The sequence below is a fragment of the Nonlabens sp. Asnod2-A12 genome (assembly GCF_045063745.1).
Classification (GTDB): Bacteria; Bacteroidota; Bacteroidia; order Flavobacteriales; family Flavobacteriaceae; genus Nonlabens; species Nonlabens xylanidelens.
Genome location: NZ_JBEFOB010000003.1, coordinates 1,016,673 through 1,032,958, shown reverse-complemented (window position 1 = coordinate 1,032,958; position 16,286 = coordinate 1,016,673). Strand labels below are relative to the sequence as shown.

At 36.0% G+C, this 16,286-nt stretch carries 8 protein-coding genes; 3 read left to right on the top strand and 5 right to left on the bottom strand.

Annotation, left to right across the window (positions count from 1 at the left end; all coding sequences use genetic code 11):
• Nucleotides 1–15 precede the first annotated feature (15 nt).
• The 5 genes from ACJJVJ_RS04725 to ACJJVJ_RS04705 all read right to left on the bottom strand — a co-directional run bounded on the left by ACJJVJ_RS04725 (nucleotide 16) and on the right by ACJJVJ_RS04705 (nucleotide 11,602).
• Nucleotides 16–6,936 carry a hypothetical protein gene (locus ACJJVJ_RS04725; protein WP_405369340.1) on the bottom strand — a complete coding sequence of 2,307 codons (6,921 nt, stop codon included), beginning with the start codon at nucleotides 6,934–6,936 and terminating at the stop codon, nucleotides 16–18.
• A gap of 11 nt (nucleotides 6,937–6,947) precedes the next feature.
• Nucleotides 6,948–8,633, bottom strand: a complete 1,686-nt coding sequence (locus ACJJVJ_RS04720) for a hypothetical protein (RefSeq protein WP_405369339.1) — start codon at nucleotides 8,631–8,633, stop codon at nucleotides 6,948–6,950.
• Nucleotides 8,634–8,881: 248 nt separating this feature from the next.
• The gene (locus tag ACJJVJ_RS04715; RefSeq protein WP_405369338.1) at nucleotides 8,882–10,471 is read right to left on the bottom strand and encodes a protein adenylyltransferase SelO; all 1,590 of its coding nucleotides are present in this window, start codon (nucleotides 10,469–10,471) and stop codon (nucleotides 8,882–8,884) included.
• A 34-nt stretch (nucleotides 10,472–10,505) separates the two neighbouring features.
• Nucleotides 10,506–11,333 (bottom strand): alpha/beta hydrolase, encoded by an 828-nt coding sequence (locus tag ACJJVJ_RS04710; RefSeq protein WP_405369337.1) that lies wholly within the window; start codon nucleotides 11,331–11,333, stop codon nucleotides 10,506–10,508.
• A 107-nt stretch (nucleotides 11,334–11,440) separates the two neighbouring features.
• Nucleotides 11,441–11,602 carry a hypothetical protein gene (locus ACJJVJ_RS04705; RefSeq protein WP_170034564.1) on the bottom strand — a complete coding sequence of 54 codons (162 nt, stop codon included), beginning with the start codon at nucleotides 11,600–11,602 and terminating at the stop codon, nucleotides 11,441–11,443.
• Nucleotides 11,603–11,683: 81 nt separating this feature from the next.
• Here ACJJVJ_RS04705 and ACJJVJ_RS04700 point away from each other — a divergent pair, with 81 nt between their 5' ends.
• From ACJJVJ_RS04700 to ACJJVJ_RS04690, 3 genes are all read left to right on the top strand, one after another.
• Nucleotides 11,684–12,043, top strand: a complete 360-nt coding sequence (locus tag ACJJVJ_RS04700) for a hypothetical protein (protein ID WP_104515245.1) — start codon at nucleotides 11,684–11,686, stop codon at nucleotides 12,041–12,043.
• A gap of 18 nt (nucleotides 12,044–12,061) precedes the next feature.
• Nucleotides 12,062–12,451, top strand: coding sequence for a YchJ family protein (locus ACJJVJ_RS04695; RefSeq protein WP_405369336.1), 390 nt, complete (start codon nucleotides 12,062–12,064; stop codon nucleotides 12,449–12,451).
• 158 nt (nucleotides 12,452–12,609) lie between these two features.
• Nucleotides 12,610–15,858 carry a S41 family peptidase gene (locus tag ACJJVJ_RS04690; protein ID WP_405369335.1) on the top strand — a complete coding sequence of 1,083 codons (3,249 nt, stop codon included), beginning with the start codon at nucleotides 12,610–12,612 and terminating at the stop codon, nucleotides 15,856–15,858.
• The last annotated feature ends 428 nt before the right edge of the window (nucleotides 15,859–16,286 follow it).

The window sequence follows — 16,286 nt, the reverse complement described above, 5'->3', positions numbered from 1 at the left end:
TTTTTAATGAGTCATTTAATTGCGGCTGCGCATGGCTCTATTACCTGCCAGTACGTTTCCATTAACCGCCGTAGCTCTAGATCTTGTAAACATACTAGCTGGTGGATTAGGATTATTACCTGTGTTACCACCAGATGGTTCAACGACATTTAACCTGGTATTAATAGCGCCAGCAGTTAGATCTACTGCTTGCATAGGTCCAGTTCTTACCGTTTTCTCCTTTGTTTCTGTAACCGCATTTCCATTAGAATCGGTTGCGTTTACCCAACTGTTGTTGATTTTTTCTTTAAGGGTGGCAATTACTATTATTTTATAAGTTTTGTCTACTTGAAGTTCATTTACCACCGGTGGTGCCGCTGGTGGTAAGGTGCCATAATTTGCCGGGCCAGAACTGCCACCTGGTGGCGGTGGTGTTACTGCTGGTCCAGATGAAGATGGTGGCGCAGGATACATGACTGCTGGTGCATTTAATGTACTTGCTAGTGTATTACTTGAAAAAGCGCCTGTATTAAGACCTGTACTTCCCATAGTAGCCATGGGCATATTTGCCACTTGTGAAGAATTACTTGATACATGGCCATTATTAGAGTTACCGGTATTGTTTCCTGTACTAGGTGATAAAGCTAAATTTACATTTGCTGCAGCATTCAAATTTTGAACGGACACGGTACCTATTACGTAAAGTTCTTCTCCAAGATTATTGTCATGTTTAATTAATCCTGTAGGGCTAGCATTACCACCATACATACTTGCTCTAGGGATTTCTACAAAGTTATTGTCACCTTGTGCGTCTATATATAACTTTACCTCGCGATCTAGTTTAAAAGTTCTATTTACAACAGCTCCTGTATCTTGTTGTTCTCCTACATCAAATTCATCTTCGGGACTTAAACCAAATTTAACCGCAATAGGCTGATCAACTGGAAAATTGTAAGTTACAGTAGGTGGATCTGGATGGATATAAGTGATCAATCTTTGTGCTTGATCTCCAGCAGCATCTTCTTGATCAAAAGTTTCTGTTGGAGTAGGAGCACTTCCATTACAGTCCGTTCCCCATTCAAAGTTAGATTGAAAACTTCTATTCACTAAATAGATGGTTTCCCAATGCTGACAGGTTTTCAGTGGTCTACCAATTTTTCCATGTGACCATGAATGAAGATAATTAACATGATTACCTTCATCTCTACATCTTCCGCAGTCTCCTTGAATATTATGAACTCTTTTAGTTATACCACCTATTTTAACATCTGCTCTTACTTCTCCTATTACATAAGTAGGGCCAGGGAATTTTCCATCTAGCCATCCACCAGCTTTAATGTTTAATAAATCCCATCTATCAGAATTTTTAGAAACATAAGCATCTATGGAAGCATAAAAGCCAAGTGAACCTCTAGCTCTCCAACCATTAAGGCCAAACTCTTTACTAGAATCCGCACAATTAACACCTAGTTTCTTCATCATACTTAGGTTAATTTCTGCTCCTGCAGCTAGGTCTAAATTGATATCATAGTTTCCTACAACATTTTTATTAATATTCTTTTCAAATTGAAATCCGATACCGAAGGCAAAACCTTTTCCTAACGCTGAGTTGCTATCTACACCACTTGTTACAGGAATACCTGGTTGATCTCCATTAAAAACTCCTGCCCAACCATTTTTGAAAATGGGAGTAAAGCCATCTGGCGATTCTATATTATTTCCAAATGTCAAATATTCATATAAAGAAATTCCAAAAACATTAACTGTATTTAATGCTGATGGCTGTCCGAATTTGAAATGCCACAGGTTAGTAGTTCCATTAATATCTACATTTAAATTTGCTGGATTTGGTGTGTAAATGTTTTCAGTATTCACATTTGCATCAACATTAAGTGTAAAGTGTTTATCAGGGAAATTATAATCAGCTAGGACACTTCCTTTTACTTGAGCTTCATCTCTTTCAGATTGAGGAGTTATAGGGCCGCCTATATAAAAATCTCCAGTAAAGCCTATATTTATTAATCCTTGTGATTGCGAGAATTGACCATTTAAACCTATATCTGCATTAAAAGAATCTGGACTGGCAGAGTTAGCTATAGTAGCCTCTACCTTAAAACCTAGATTTCCTTTTTTAGGTGAAAAAGTATAATGAGCTGGAATATTACCGCTAGATGGTTCTAATGTACCTTCCATGTTTTTGTAGGCCCCACCACCAAAACCGTTAAATGCTAGACCAGGTAAAAAAGGTAATCCAGGTGAGAATTTTGCTGCAGCTTCTATACGCCAGTATCTGTAAGTGGTGCCATTATTTAAATAACTGGTGTTACCAAATTCTGCCAAAGCAGATATTCCTATGCTAGGTGTTTTAAAAGAAGCTTCTAAAGTCCCTTTAAATCCATTACCATAAACAGGATCGTCATTTCTAAACTCTAAAGTCCCATCTATAGAAACTGCAGGTAAATGAGCATAAATAGAAATTGCGTCTATTCCAGTACTTAAATATTTAGGTTTGAATTTTTGTGTGCCAGTACCACCTGGATTATCTTCAATGGCAAGCTCTACTGCCATCTTAGTCTGTCCACCTATGTCTTCTGTTAAGTTAAAAATAACATCAAAAGTAAGGTCACCATGTATCAATTGATTTCCAGAGTTTGATTTGGTTTCAAAGTCTATATTAGATATGGTTACTGGAAAATTAGATAACATTTTTTGAGGACTCGCAAAAGCCCAAGTTCCAGGTTCAAATTTGAATTTTTCACTGGATAAACTTGAGTCATAGTTCATTTCAATACCTTGAAAACCTAATTCCATATTGACATTTTTAACTGGTCCTAGCTTTACATTATCCCAGACAAAAGTTCCATTCAAATCAATATCAAATGTTTTTTTATTATTATCTACCCAAGCTACAATATTAGAGTTAGGCGTTAACTCCATGCTACCTTTTAATAAATTGGCATTAATAGGTCCAGTAGGTTCAATTGTTAACTGGAAAGAAGATGGAGTAGTAGCGGTTGTAAAAAGGGCTTTGTACTTTAACGGATTTTGAATAGAATCTCCTTTGCTAACAGGTAAGCCTATTTTTCCTTTCACATAAGCATCATGAAAAGAACTACTTCTTATATCCACTCTTACGGTATCAATACTTGCAATTAAGTCGGCGACATTTGCTCCCCTAAATGCAGCTACGTTTTCAGCTTCGGCAACCATAGTAAGACCAGTGTCATTTATGATCATATCATAAATAGAGAGTTGAGGTACTCCGTTGTTATTAGTTTGCCATGAGGTAGGCATTCCGACTGTAAGTTGCTCCATATGGAAACCTCTAAATAGTACTGTGTTTTCTCCTGTGTAATTTGATGGGAAATCACTTGCAGCTTGTAAGTTATTAGGGTTTAAGGTATCTGACATGTCAAACGAGATATTACCTGCATAAATGGTCATACCTTGAGAATCTACTATTTCACATTCTTCTAGATTACCAGTTAAAACCATATCATCCCAGTTTTGTACTATAGCTTGGAATGTCGCGGTAGTTCTAGAAGAACCATCATCTGGTATAGGCGTTAACCATTCTCTAGTGAATGTGCTTTCTAACTCGATACCGAATTGTGAAAAACCATTTTCATCCCATTCTATATAACAACCTCCTTGCGGATTACTAGCAGGGCTTATGAACTTAAATGTAATTTTATTGTTCATGTTACCTACCTCTACATCTTCTAGCAGTTCTAATCTTTCTGGCGGTATCTCTACACTAGTAGGATGAAATTTTATATTTCTCGCTATAAAACCGATAAGTTGTGGATCTTCACCAGGACCTTGCCAGCTAGGTGGCGTGTTCTTTGCGGCAACCATATTAAACTCAGACAGGTTGGGTCTAAAAACCATTTCAGTGATGGCAAATTGATCACCATTTGCATAATTAACACCTAGAGGTAATTTTACCGGAGTAGATTGCGCATCTATTTGAGGTGTAGATCCTATTTGCGGTGAATTGATCGATGTACCTGCTGTACTATTAACCCAATCTACAGCATCACCTGCCGTATCATTTGCCCAGTCTACTACATCTGATACAATTGGGTTTGCCCAATCTTCTACAGTGGCTGCAGCTGTGTTTCCTCCTAATCCATTACCTAGAATTTCTTCACCCCACGCTAGAGGATAAACAGGAGCAGGTGCTTCATAAATCGCACCTAGTATTTTTCCTGTAAGTAAGTTTTTATTAGCATCTATAGTTATGTTATTAAAATTTACAGCCACTCTAGATCCTAACCATCCTACTTCTACGGTACCTTTTCCAGTAAGATTATTAGTAGAGTCTACTGCCACTTCAGTAACTAGAACTTCAAATTCGTGACCTAGACCAGCGTGAATAGTTTCTCCTACAGCGATAGATTCTGTAGGTGTATCACTAGTGTTTAAGTCTTGAAAACTAGTAGGAACATCTATGCAATATTCCTTCACACAAGGTTCACCATCTATACCGTCTACAGGGCTTATGGTGTAAGTGATACAAATTTCTTCAGGAATCTCGTGAGATCCAGCGCTGTATTGATGCTCAAAAGCATCATTACCTGTGATAGGTTCATCATCATGATCTTCACCCCAGTTGATACTTGTTTCAATAGTGTAATCATTTGGATTTGAATTGTATGTAGATTTACAGTTGATTAAATAATCTCTCAATGCTGTTATATTAGTGAGACTTAGTTTTCTAGGATAGGTATTGGGCTCTAATTGTTCTATTGTAACAACAGGTTCTACTAATGGTGTAAGATCGCATTCACAATCTTCCTCATCTTCAGAGTTTTCAATAGTATTTCCATCTGGCATATTAAGATCATCAGTAGGTAATGGAACTTCTTGTGTAAACGTACAATTGATTCCAGCATTTGAATTTTCAATAGTATAAGTCACGGTTACAAATTCTGGAAGTCCAGAAATATCATTAACTGCAGTATTATAAGTGTGAATATAGTCAGTGTCAACGGCGTCATTAGGGTCTTCCCAATCATGGGTTACTGTACCTGTGAAAAATTGTGATTGATGATTAAATTCTGGATCATTATTGACATTCTGAGTGCTATCAAATGTTTTTATTGTGGTCATACAGTTTATGATCCTTTGAAGTTCCACATCAGAACCTACTATGTATAGAGTTTGTTCATCTCCTGCATCGTTGATACTGTATCTCATTTCCAAGTCAGCTATGGATATACTATTACCATTTAAGCATTCACATTGATCTCCTAAAGAAGCATTTGGATTTGTATCTGATTCTTCGTCGATAGCGCTTTCTGGGTTTACTAATTGATCGAGTGCTACTATGGTATCATTAGGTAATGGTAAGCAATAAGTCTGTTCACAAATTGTACGCTCTCCATTTAGATTTTTTTCTACCGTATAGGTAAAACAGACCTCAGTTGGGTAATCGTTACCAGTTATACAATTTACTGTGTAAGTATGGTCTACAATCATAGCCTGGCCATTTGTAGCTACTATAGGATTGTAATGTACACCGTTATCATAATTGATCAATAACTCTGTACGGAATGTAGCCGTATTAGATCCTGATCTTAATTCTTGTTCTAACAGGCTAGTAAATGCACCTATATCAGATAATGATATGTGCAAAGGGTCTGGGCTTGAACTGGTAGTTACGAAGTTTATAGCACTTTCAAAATCTCTTTGAGATGGGAATTCACAGAGTTGATTTATTTCTCGTGTAGTCGCATCTATAGTCTTTATTACCTCTATAGAACAAGGTGTTAGCCCTGCAGCAATAGGCCTTAATTCCATACTAACTTTTATGTCGGCAGGAATAATACTGTTATCATTACTATTATTATAATCATGAGATTTTGAAGATGTATTGAATGGAATCATCTCCATGGGGTGAGAACAACCCCAGTCTATTCTAGTAATCAATTGGTACTTTGTAGGATCTATAGTTCCTGCAGCATTAAGCCAATACATATTTTGCATTGCACTAATACCATGTAAATCGATAGTGGACTCGCTAGAGCTCTCTATAATAAATAATTGATCATTAAGATCGTTGTTATTTACATTACAATTAATGATAGTTTGTTCATTAGATCGAGTAGTAATGTTATCGTTATCAGTACCGCGTATGGTAAATACACCATAGTCTACAAAACCGTTATTCTGCGCACGGTAGGTACTGCCATTATCAGTCATGGGTTTTATACCCCATACATATTGTTGGTCTTCATCTGGTGCTTCAATGTCTGTAGGCCATGTAAATTGCGTTCCAAAACTGACTTCTTCTTCTATAATAGGATAGTTCACACTAAAAGCCTGGCTAAGTGTCTGTCCAGGTTGTACCTCGCTCACAGCAATAAGATAGACCAGACCTGATCGTACGTCTGGCATAGGTGCTAGTGGTGTCCATTTAAACATGATACTATTAATTAAAATAGGATCTATAGACCTATTATCTACAGGGTCTAACAACTCTGGCATTTGATAATCTGTGATAATCATAGAACGACAGATTTGCTCTGGCCTAGTAAGACTTTCACCAGATCCACCTAGTAATTCTATACAAAAACTGTAGGATCCTGGAGGTAAAAGTCCCGTGCGAGTCACTTGATCTCTAAAACTAGTGTCTATAAATTGGATTGCGTTGTAAGGGATCAATTCATCTGCAAGGAATGTTTCGGTGCCAAAATCAGCGACCATAAATGGTACTGTATTGTCAGTTGTTAATTTTACATCACCATCTAGTAGTAAACTGACTTTAATCTGGTAATCTATATTTGTTCCGGCGACTGGATTAGTAACCGTTAGAATCGCGAGATCATTTCTATTCACCCATTCGCTCAATTCAGGAGTTGGGTTAGAATCTACATTTAGAGTGGCTTGCAACTGCGCATGTCCTACCATAACTTGTAGTAGTAGCATACATAAAATAAAAACTCTTTTCATAATTCAGTTTTTTAAAATCGTTGTTGTACAGAAAATTGTACTCTATTTTGGTCTAGTGTGGCATTAGGTCTAGATGTGCCATACTTGAAATATGAATATCTTGACTGTAACTTTAAGGTTAGTTTTTTGGTCCATTTGTATGCTATTTTAACATGTAGACTTGTCCTATAATCGGTAGTAAAACCGGTCATATCTATATGTGCTATGTTTAACCCTAGAGATGGTGTTAACTTTTTATCTAGCAGTTTATAGCTACTGGTAATTCCATAATTAAGCATGTTAAAATCACCTGTAGGTATTTGGTTTTCTAGGTAGATGGCCTGTGCACCTATCTGAAGTGGCATTTTTAAAAAAGCTAGATTGTAGTTTAAGGAGTAGGTGGAGTTTTCCGCTTTCGCGAAAGCGTTACTAACCACATCAAATTGCTCAAAACTACTTAGAGCGACATTTCCAGCGATGAGGTGGTTGTATTTTTCATTCTTCCAAGTGTAAACTGGAGATACAGTAATGGAATTATTTACCAGCTCGATGCGCTGATTGAGAATGCTGGCATCATTATTAAAGCCAAAATTGCTGTAATTTAAGTTGATGGAAAAGCCCTCTGTAACCTGCGCAAAAAGATTTGCGTTAGTAATCACACGTTCTGATGAGGATAGTTTTGTGTCATTAAGATTATTAGTACGTATTCCAAAACTACCAGTAAGATTTACCTTTTTCTTAAATAAATTTAATCCGGTATTTATCTTATAATCTAGAATGTCACGTTCTATAAATCGATATCCTACAGGTAAAAATCCTGGTCCTACATATTTAACCTCACCACCTAGTTGAAAGGTGTCGCCCTTCCAGTCTATTCTAGAATTGTGTGCAAAGTCTGCGGTAGAACTGGCGTTTATAGTAATATAATCAGCAAGGTCGTTTATAAACTCTGCATCTATGACACCTACGTTTAATAGGTCGCTGGTATAGATAGAACCTGCCGTTTCTGTACTGATCTTTAATTTCTCAAATATTTTAAATTCTGCATAGGGTGATATGGTAAAACCCTCGATAGGGTCCACACCTATAGGTGCCGTATTTACCGATGTAAGATCGTCTTCTATTTTTACCACATTTATGGTAAACTTAGATCCTTCTAGTTTCCCTACACCTATACGTGCGGCAACTATGTTTTGCTCATAAGCACCTGGTATATTAAGTGTAATATTAGGCTCTATGGCACGCTGCGATTTACCAAAAGTAGCAGACAGTATAAATTTACCTGGATTGATTTCTATACCTGCGCCAAAAATAGGAATGTCACCTGTAGATAATGTAGAGTAGAGTGGTGTCTGAGTACCTATAAAGGCTTGTGCCCATTTATACTTAGGGTTGATACTTATATTATTTGCAGGATTTTGTAAATAATCTAACGCACTTTCTTCTGGCAGACTGGGTAGGTTGTAAAGTACTTTTTGATTAGTCACATTTACACTGAACGGAAGACTAAAATGTTTACCTAGTTGTAAATTGACTTGAGCATTGAGACGCAGTAAATTTTCAGGATATCTGGGTCTAAAAGAGGAGTAGTTATTTTCATAAAAATAATAGTAGTCATAGAAAAAACCAATGCTACCACTCAGCTTTACTGGAGACTTTTCTTTTTCTTCTTCTTGAGCATAACTTGCACAAAACCAAAAAAATGACAAAATGAACATGCACAAAAACCTTATAGATTTCTTTTCCATAAATTAAATTTCTATGGGTTACATGATACATCGCCAGTAATACTGAGCTAATTATAAAAAACTAGCTAACCCCTAAATTATAGAGCTAATTTGAGGATATGTTAAAGGAATCTAAATAGGGATTATTTAAAGGGTGTAGTTCATGGCATGAATATACCATCTCGTTAGATGAAGGAATATGAGAAAATATCTATAACCATAATCTAAGTCTAATTCTTTTAACTACTACAGCTCAGTTTACTGCAACCTATCTTAGAACGTGCCCATTCTGGACGCAAGGCATACCATTTATTGTATTCTGGCTGTTCTTCATATGGATTTTGCAACATGGCATACACCTCGTTAAGCAGTTGGTAATCTCCTTTTTCAGCATCTTCTATAACTAATTGAGAGATGTAGTTTCTTAATACGTACTTGGGGTTGATAGCATTCATTTTTTCTGTTCTCGCTATTGTGAAAGCTGATTTATCACCATCACTTTGCTCCATATCAAACTGCAGTCTAGCCACATAGTCTGTTAACCATGCCAGCCAAGTGTCTTTATGTAATTCAGATAAATCTTCTCGATTATAAAAAGCAGCAGAAATTATTGCAAAGGCATTTTCTATAGTAGTTTCTGTGTTAATTTTACTTAGCTCTCTATAAAAAATAGTCATGTCAGTTTCATGTAAATGAAGGTTTTCTTCTAGAGACTGTATCAAATCGCGATCTTGATTATTTGCATGATAAACACCTATTTTATCCATCATCAATTCCAGATATTGCACTTGATAATTAGTTTTATAACTGTCTAGAATATCTTGTAAAGGTGCAGCGTCTTCAATTAATGGAAACAGGGAATTTGCTAGTTGTAAAAGATTCCACAACCCCATTTCTGGTTGTGCGCCATACCTGTATCTTTTAAACTGATTATCTGTAGTATTAGGTGTCCAGCCATGATCATAAGGTTCTAACCATCCATAAGGCCCATAATCTATAGTAAGTCCTAGAATGGACATGTTATCGGTATTCATAACACCATGTACAAAGCCCACACGTTGCCAGTGCATGATCATTTCTAGAGTACGGTCTGTAACTTCTTTAAAGAATTGTAAGTAAGCATCTCTACCAGTAGAGGTAATATCAGTAAAAAAAGTAGCGATGGTATAATCGGTTAGTTTTTTAAGTAAATCGTTATCGCTTTGAGCTGCGGCTAGCTCAAAATTACCGAACCGTATGAAACTGGGTGCCACACGACATACTATAGCGCCTTTTTCATAAGCAGCATTACCATCGTAAAGCATATCGCGCAATACTTCTTCTCCACTTAAAGAAAGTGATAATGATCGAGTAGTAGGTATGCCTAAATGATACATAGCCTCACTACAAAGGTGTTCTCTTATGCTAGATCTAAGAACAGCAAGTCCATCACCACGACGAGAATAAGGTGTAGGTCCAGCACCTTTTAATTGAAAAGCCCATCGATTATTATTGTGCACTATTTCAAAGAGATTAATAGCACGACCATCACCTAACTGTCCGGCCCAGTTGCCAAATTGATGCCCAGCATATGCCATTGCATATGGCCTTGTATTAGGATATGTATATTGTCCAGTAAATAGTTTAAGAAATTCTGGCGACTGTATTTGTTCTTCTGTAAAGCCTAATTCTGTTGCTAGTTTTGATACATGAATAAAACTACTTTCAGAGAATTTTAAAGGAGTCGCTAGTGAATAAGCTGCATTGTTTACCTGACGAGTATAGTTGTCTTCTATAGGATCTTTAGGCAGTGAGTTGTAAAAACTATTTGAAATCTCTAGATTAATCATATGTAATAGTACCACCTACTGGATGGATTTAGTTTTATTGCTTCATGAAATCTACTATCTCGTCTATCATGTCATTCCATGGGAAAAACATTTGTATCACCATAGCAGAGTGTTTTTTATCCAGATAATTAATATGTGCTTTGGGCTGGTAATCTTGTAGTTTCTCAAGAAACAACTCGTTACCTTCTAATATAGATGGATAAGTTTTTGTACCGTTATATATTTTAATTTCTGGTGTAGTCTCATCTATATAATAATATGGAGAGGCTTCTTTCCATGTTTCAGGATTGAGAGTCCATGTACTTATGTAATCGTCTTTTTCTGTAGGTTTATTTTCTAAAAAATAAGTATACATATCTAGACCAGCAGCATCATTAAATATAATACCTTTTATATCGCTAGAGTCTGTCTGGTATTTTTTATTCATAACAGCTAGTGCCGCAAGATGAGCACCAGCACTGTGACCAGTTATGTAAATCTGGTTAGGATCTCCAGAATAGTTTTTAATGTTTTCTAGAGTCCATTTAATAGCCTGCGCTATTTGAAGAGTCATGTCGTCATAACTAGCGACAGGACTTTTAGTATAATCAGGTATTACTACCGTAACATCGTTGTTAGCAAAGTTGCGACCTATACGATTATAAATTTCCTTTTTACCACTGTTCCAGTTACCACCGTAAACAAAAATTAATACAGGTTGTAAAGAGTCTGTAGGTTTTCTCTTAGAAAAAACATTTAAAGTAGGTGCAGGCGTTTCTTTTATTTGCGGCGCTTTATAATCTAAGTTCTTAAACTTTTTTACAGAGCAACTGCTTAGCAATAGGCTGGTAGATAAAAACAAAAAGAAATTTTTTAATGACATTTAAATAGAGGATTAAAACTACTCAAAATTAGAACAGTTTTAGCTCACAAATTGATAAAATGAAGTTATTAAAAGACATGAAACAGTTCATTTATCTTAAATAAATACTATTTTTCTTCTTGACTGGCTTTTTGAGCGGCTTTTGTAATAGCCTTAAGTCTAGCCTTACGGTCTTCTTTTTCTTTGCGTTTTTTGTTCTTTACACGTTCTACTAGAACACTATGCTTTCCTTTATTCTTTGTGTTTTTTTCTCTTCCTTTCTTAGCCATGGTCATTTAATATAGTTGCAAAGGTAGTTGTTATAGATGTCAAAGCGATAGAACTTACATTTGCATTAAAAACGGAATAGCATGACTGTAGGAGATCTAGCAGGAAATTATATCATAAAAGGTCATAATCAAGACGCTTTTAAAAGCAGTTATGAAGGAGAACTTACCTTGTCTATCGATTCTAATAACAGAATCATCGCGCAATGGCGCATAAGCGGTAACCAATTGCAAGAAGGAACCGGTTTTTTTAAAGATCAAATACTCGTGATTAATTTTAATTATAAAGGAGAAGACGCTATTGTTTTTAAAGGTGTAGTGGTTTACAAATGTCTGTCTACAGATTTGTTAGACGGTTTCTGGTCAGAGAAGCATGGAGATCCTGAGTTTCTAGGAATGGAACAGGCCTATAGAATAAGTGAGAATAAAGAGTTACTTAATTAAAAGTAAAAAGCGAATAATATGAAGTGTCCTTGTAACCCAGAAAAACTTTATAAAGACTGTTGTAAAAAAGTACATCAGGATATTTTTAACGCAACAACAGCTCGAGAGTTGATGAGGTCTAGGTATAGCGCCTTTGTTCTAGGAGATATAGATTATTTAAGCAAGAGCCATCACAGCAGCACCAGACCATCAAAGAGAGAGGATAAAGAAACAGCTCGATGGACCAAAACTGTAGAATGGGTGAAACTAGACGTCATTAATCATACTGCGGGAACGGTGAGTGATTCTACGGGAACTGTTTATTTTAAAGCCTTTTTCATAGAAAATGGAAGTGTGCAGATTATAGAAGAAAATTCTCGTTTTTGTAAAGAAAAAGATCACTGGGTTTATCTAGATGCACAAGGCTAGAATAGTAGAATTATCATTGATTTTAATTCCGCTTTCGCGAAAGCGGAACACGTATCCCACTTTTAAAAGTTTATTCAATTGTAAAGTGTAACTTTTTAATCTAGATAGAGTCTATTAGAGTAACTAATGACATCATTCCAAACCAATAATTTAAATTTATGAAATCCATTTTTTCATGGGTATTGCTACTTACCATGGCAGCAGTACACGCACAACAAGATGCAGGATGGCTGCGACACAACACCATATCACCAGATGGTTCTCAAATCGTTTTTACTTATAAAGGAGATTTATACAAGGTGGCCTCTCAAGGTGGAGATGCGCAGCAGTTAACTTTTCATGAAGCGCATGATTATCAGGCAGTGTGGAGTAAGGATGGGAAACAAATAGCGTTTGCCTCTAATCGTTATGGTAATTTTGATGTGTATGTAATGAGTGCAAATGGAGGTGCAGCGACCAGACTTACTTATCATTCTACAGACGAGCAGCCGTTTACTTTTTCTCATGATGATAAAGAGGTTTTATTCGGTGCCGTGCGCATGGATGCCGTAAATCACAGACAGTATCCTACAGGATCTCAACCAGAAGTTTATAAAGTGCCGGTGACTGGTGGTAGAGTAGATCAAGTATTTACTATTCCGGCAGAATTTTTAAATATGAGTAAAGACGGTAAAACGATTTTATATCATGATAAAAAAGGTGGTGAGAATATATGGAGAAAACACCAAGAGTCTAGTATTGCTAGAGATATATGGAGTTATGATGTTGTGACCAACACGCATAAAATGCTTACTGGCTATAAAGGAGAAGATAGAATGCCGGTTTTTAATGATAAAGAAGATGCTTTTTATTACTTGAGTGAGAGCAGTGGTAATTTTAATATCTTTAAAGTATATCTGGCAGATAATTCTAAAAGAGAACAGCTGACATCATTTGATCTACATCCTGTGCGTTTTCTCTCTTATGGTAATGGAATATTAAGTTTTAGTCAAGATGGTAAACTTTATACCATGAAAGAAGGAGAAGCACCTAAAAAACTTCAAGTAAATATTACTACACAAGCCATAAGTAATAGCGATAAGTTTATTTCCATAAATGGCGGTGTGAGTGAAATGGAAGTGTCTCCAGATGGTAAAGAAATTGCTTTTATAGCTCGAGGAGAGGTTTTTGTAACCTCAGTAGACGAGTCTTTTACTAAGAGAATTACCAACACGCCCGAGGCAGAAAGTTTTGTAACCTGGGGACCAGAAGGGAAGTCAATAGTTTACAGTAGTGAGCGCAATGGTAAATGGAGTATCTATAAAACAGAAAAGACGCGCAAAGAAGAGCCATTTTTCTTTGCGTCTACCTTAATAAAGGAAATCGCTGTACTAGAAAACGGTAAAGATAATTATCTAGCAAAATACTCACCAGATGGTAAGAAACTTGCTTTTATTGAAGACAGACGTACTCTTAAAATAAAAGATGTAAAAAGTGGTGATGAGGTTACTTTAATGACGCCTAAAGATTTGTTTCACATGAGAGATGGAGATAAAAACTTTACATGGAGTCCAGATAGTAAATGGTTGCTTATGGACTGGGGTTTATCACTCAATAATAGTGAGATTCTTTTACTCGCAGCAGATGGATCTAAAAGAGTCAATCTTAATGAGAGTGGTTATTATGACTCGAGCCCGCAGTGGGTAAATGGTGGTAAGCAAATGATATGGTTTTCTAATCGTGATGGTTTAAAGTCTTATGCTACTAGCGGTTCTTCTCAAAGCGATGTGTACAGTATGTTCTTTACACAAGATGCGTGGGACGAGTTTAACCTAAGTAAAGAGGAATATGCACTTCATAAAGAAATCAAGAAACTATCTGACGACTCAAAGAAAGAAGATGACGATAAGAAAAAAGATAAGAAGAAGAAAAAAGGAGATAAAGGAAAGAAAAAGGATACAATAAAAAATCTAGAATTTGATTGGGAAGAGATGAAGGATAGAACAAAACGTTTTACCATTCACTCCTCTAGTCTTAGAGATGCCATACTATCTAAAGATGGTAACAAGTTGTATTACCTCACTAGATTTGAAGGTAAACTAAATCTATGGATGACAGACCTGAGAACTAAGGAAACTAAGATGGCGATAAAACTTAACGCTTCTTCTGGTAGTTTACAATGGGATAAAGAACAGAAAAACCTATTTCTTTTAAGTAGTGGTAGTATTTCTAAAATAGATTTAGGAAAGAGTAAAAAAACAGGAGTAAAAATATCTGGAGAGATGGAGTATGATGCCGTTGCAGAGCGTCAGGCCATGTTTGATCATGTATGGATACGTACTAATGCTATTTTTTACCATCCAGATTTTCATGGTATAGACTGGGACTTAATGAAAAAAGAATATGGTAAACATTTACCATTTGTAGGGAATAGTTATGAGTTTACAGAGTTACTGTCAGAAATGTTAGGAGAGCTTAATGTATCTCATGCCGGTGCTGGTGGTGCGAGTATTACCATGAAGAATAAAGATGCTACCGCATCCTTAGGAATATTTATGGATTATAATCATAAAACTGATGGAATAAAGATAACAGAGGTGATTAAAGGTGGTCCACTAGATAAATCTGGCTTTGATATAAAAGCAGGGATGATCATTGAAAAAATAGATGGCGAGACCGTAAGTGCTACTAAGGATATCGCACAATACTTAAATCGTAAATCAGGAAAATTTACTTTATTAGAAATTAATGATCCTGAGAGTAAAAAGAATAAGACTATTACCGTAAAACCTATAAGTCTAGGTGCTCAAAATAGACTTCTTTATAAGAGATGGGTAAAGCAAAATGAAGAAGAAGTTACTGAAAAAAGTAATGGGCAACTGGGCTATGTACATATACCAGGTATGGGAGATGGGCCTTATCGTGATATTTATGAAAAAATGATGGGTAAATACTTTGACCGTAAAGCGATGATTATTGATACTCGTTTTAATGGTGGTGGAGACCTCGTTGCAGACCTCGCTATGTTCTTTACCGGCACGCCATTTATTACCTATGAGACTGAGGATAAGATTGTAGGAGGAGAACCTACCTCAAGATGGGTGAAACCTACACTAGCTATGATTAATGAGGCCCAATATAGTGACGGTCATTGTTTTGCTTGCGGTTATACAGATCTTAAAATAGGTAAAACAGTAGGTATGCCTACACCTGGGACTTGTAGTTTTGCAGGTTGGGAAGGTCTACCAGACGGTTCTTATTGGGGTGTAGTCCCTATAAGTGCCAAAGATAGGAATGGAAACTGGATGGAAAACAATCAGACAGAGCCTTTAATCACGGTTAAAAATATGCCTGGTAAGATCGATAACGGTATGGATCAACAATTAGATCGAGCCATTATAGAACTACTTAAGGATGTAAAAGAATAAAATAGATTTACATATTCTTAAACGGCTGTAAAATATTTTTACAGCCGTTTTTTTTATCACTTATTTAATATGAAAAACTAACCATATCATGTAACTAATTTTTTAATAATACTTTGTTACATTTAGGTGTATGCATTGATACAGTCGCTTTTTTACAAGTAAAATAAATGTCTCAAAAACTTAAAAAAAAGTCCTTTCTGGATAATATAGATTATGACAATTCTTTTAAATATTCTTATCTTAGCAGTCCCCTAAATGATGATCTTATTTCTAGTAATATAGAAGTAAGATAGTTGTTTAGGGATTTTTGTTTTTACGCTTTCGCGAAAGCGTAATTATTATAAAACACACTCTTTAAATTGGACAAATGTGGTACGTATCAATTTAAGGCTGTTATATTTTACATGCGAACTTTATGTTTGAAAAAC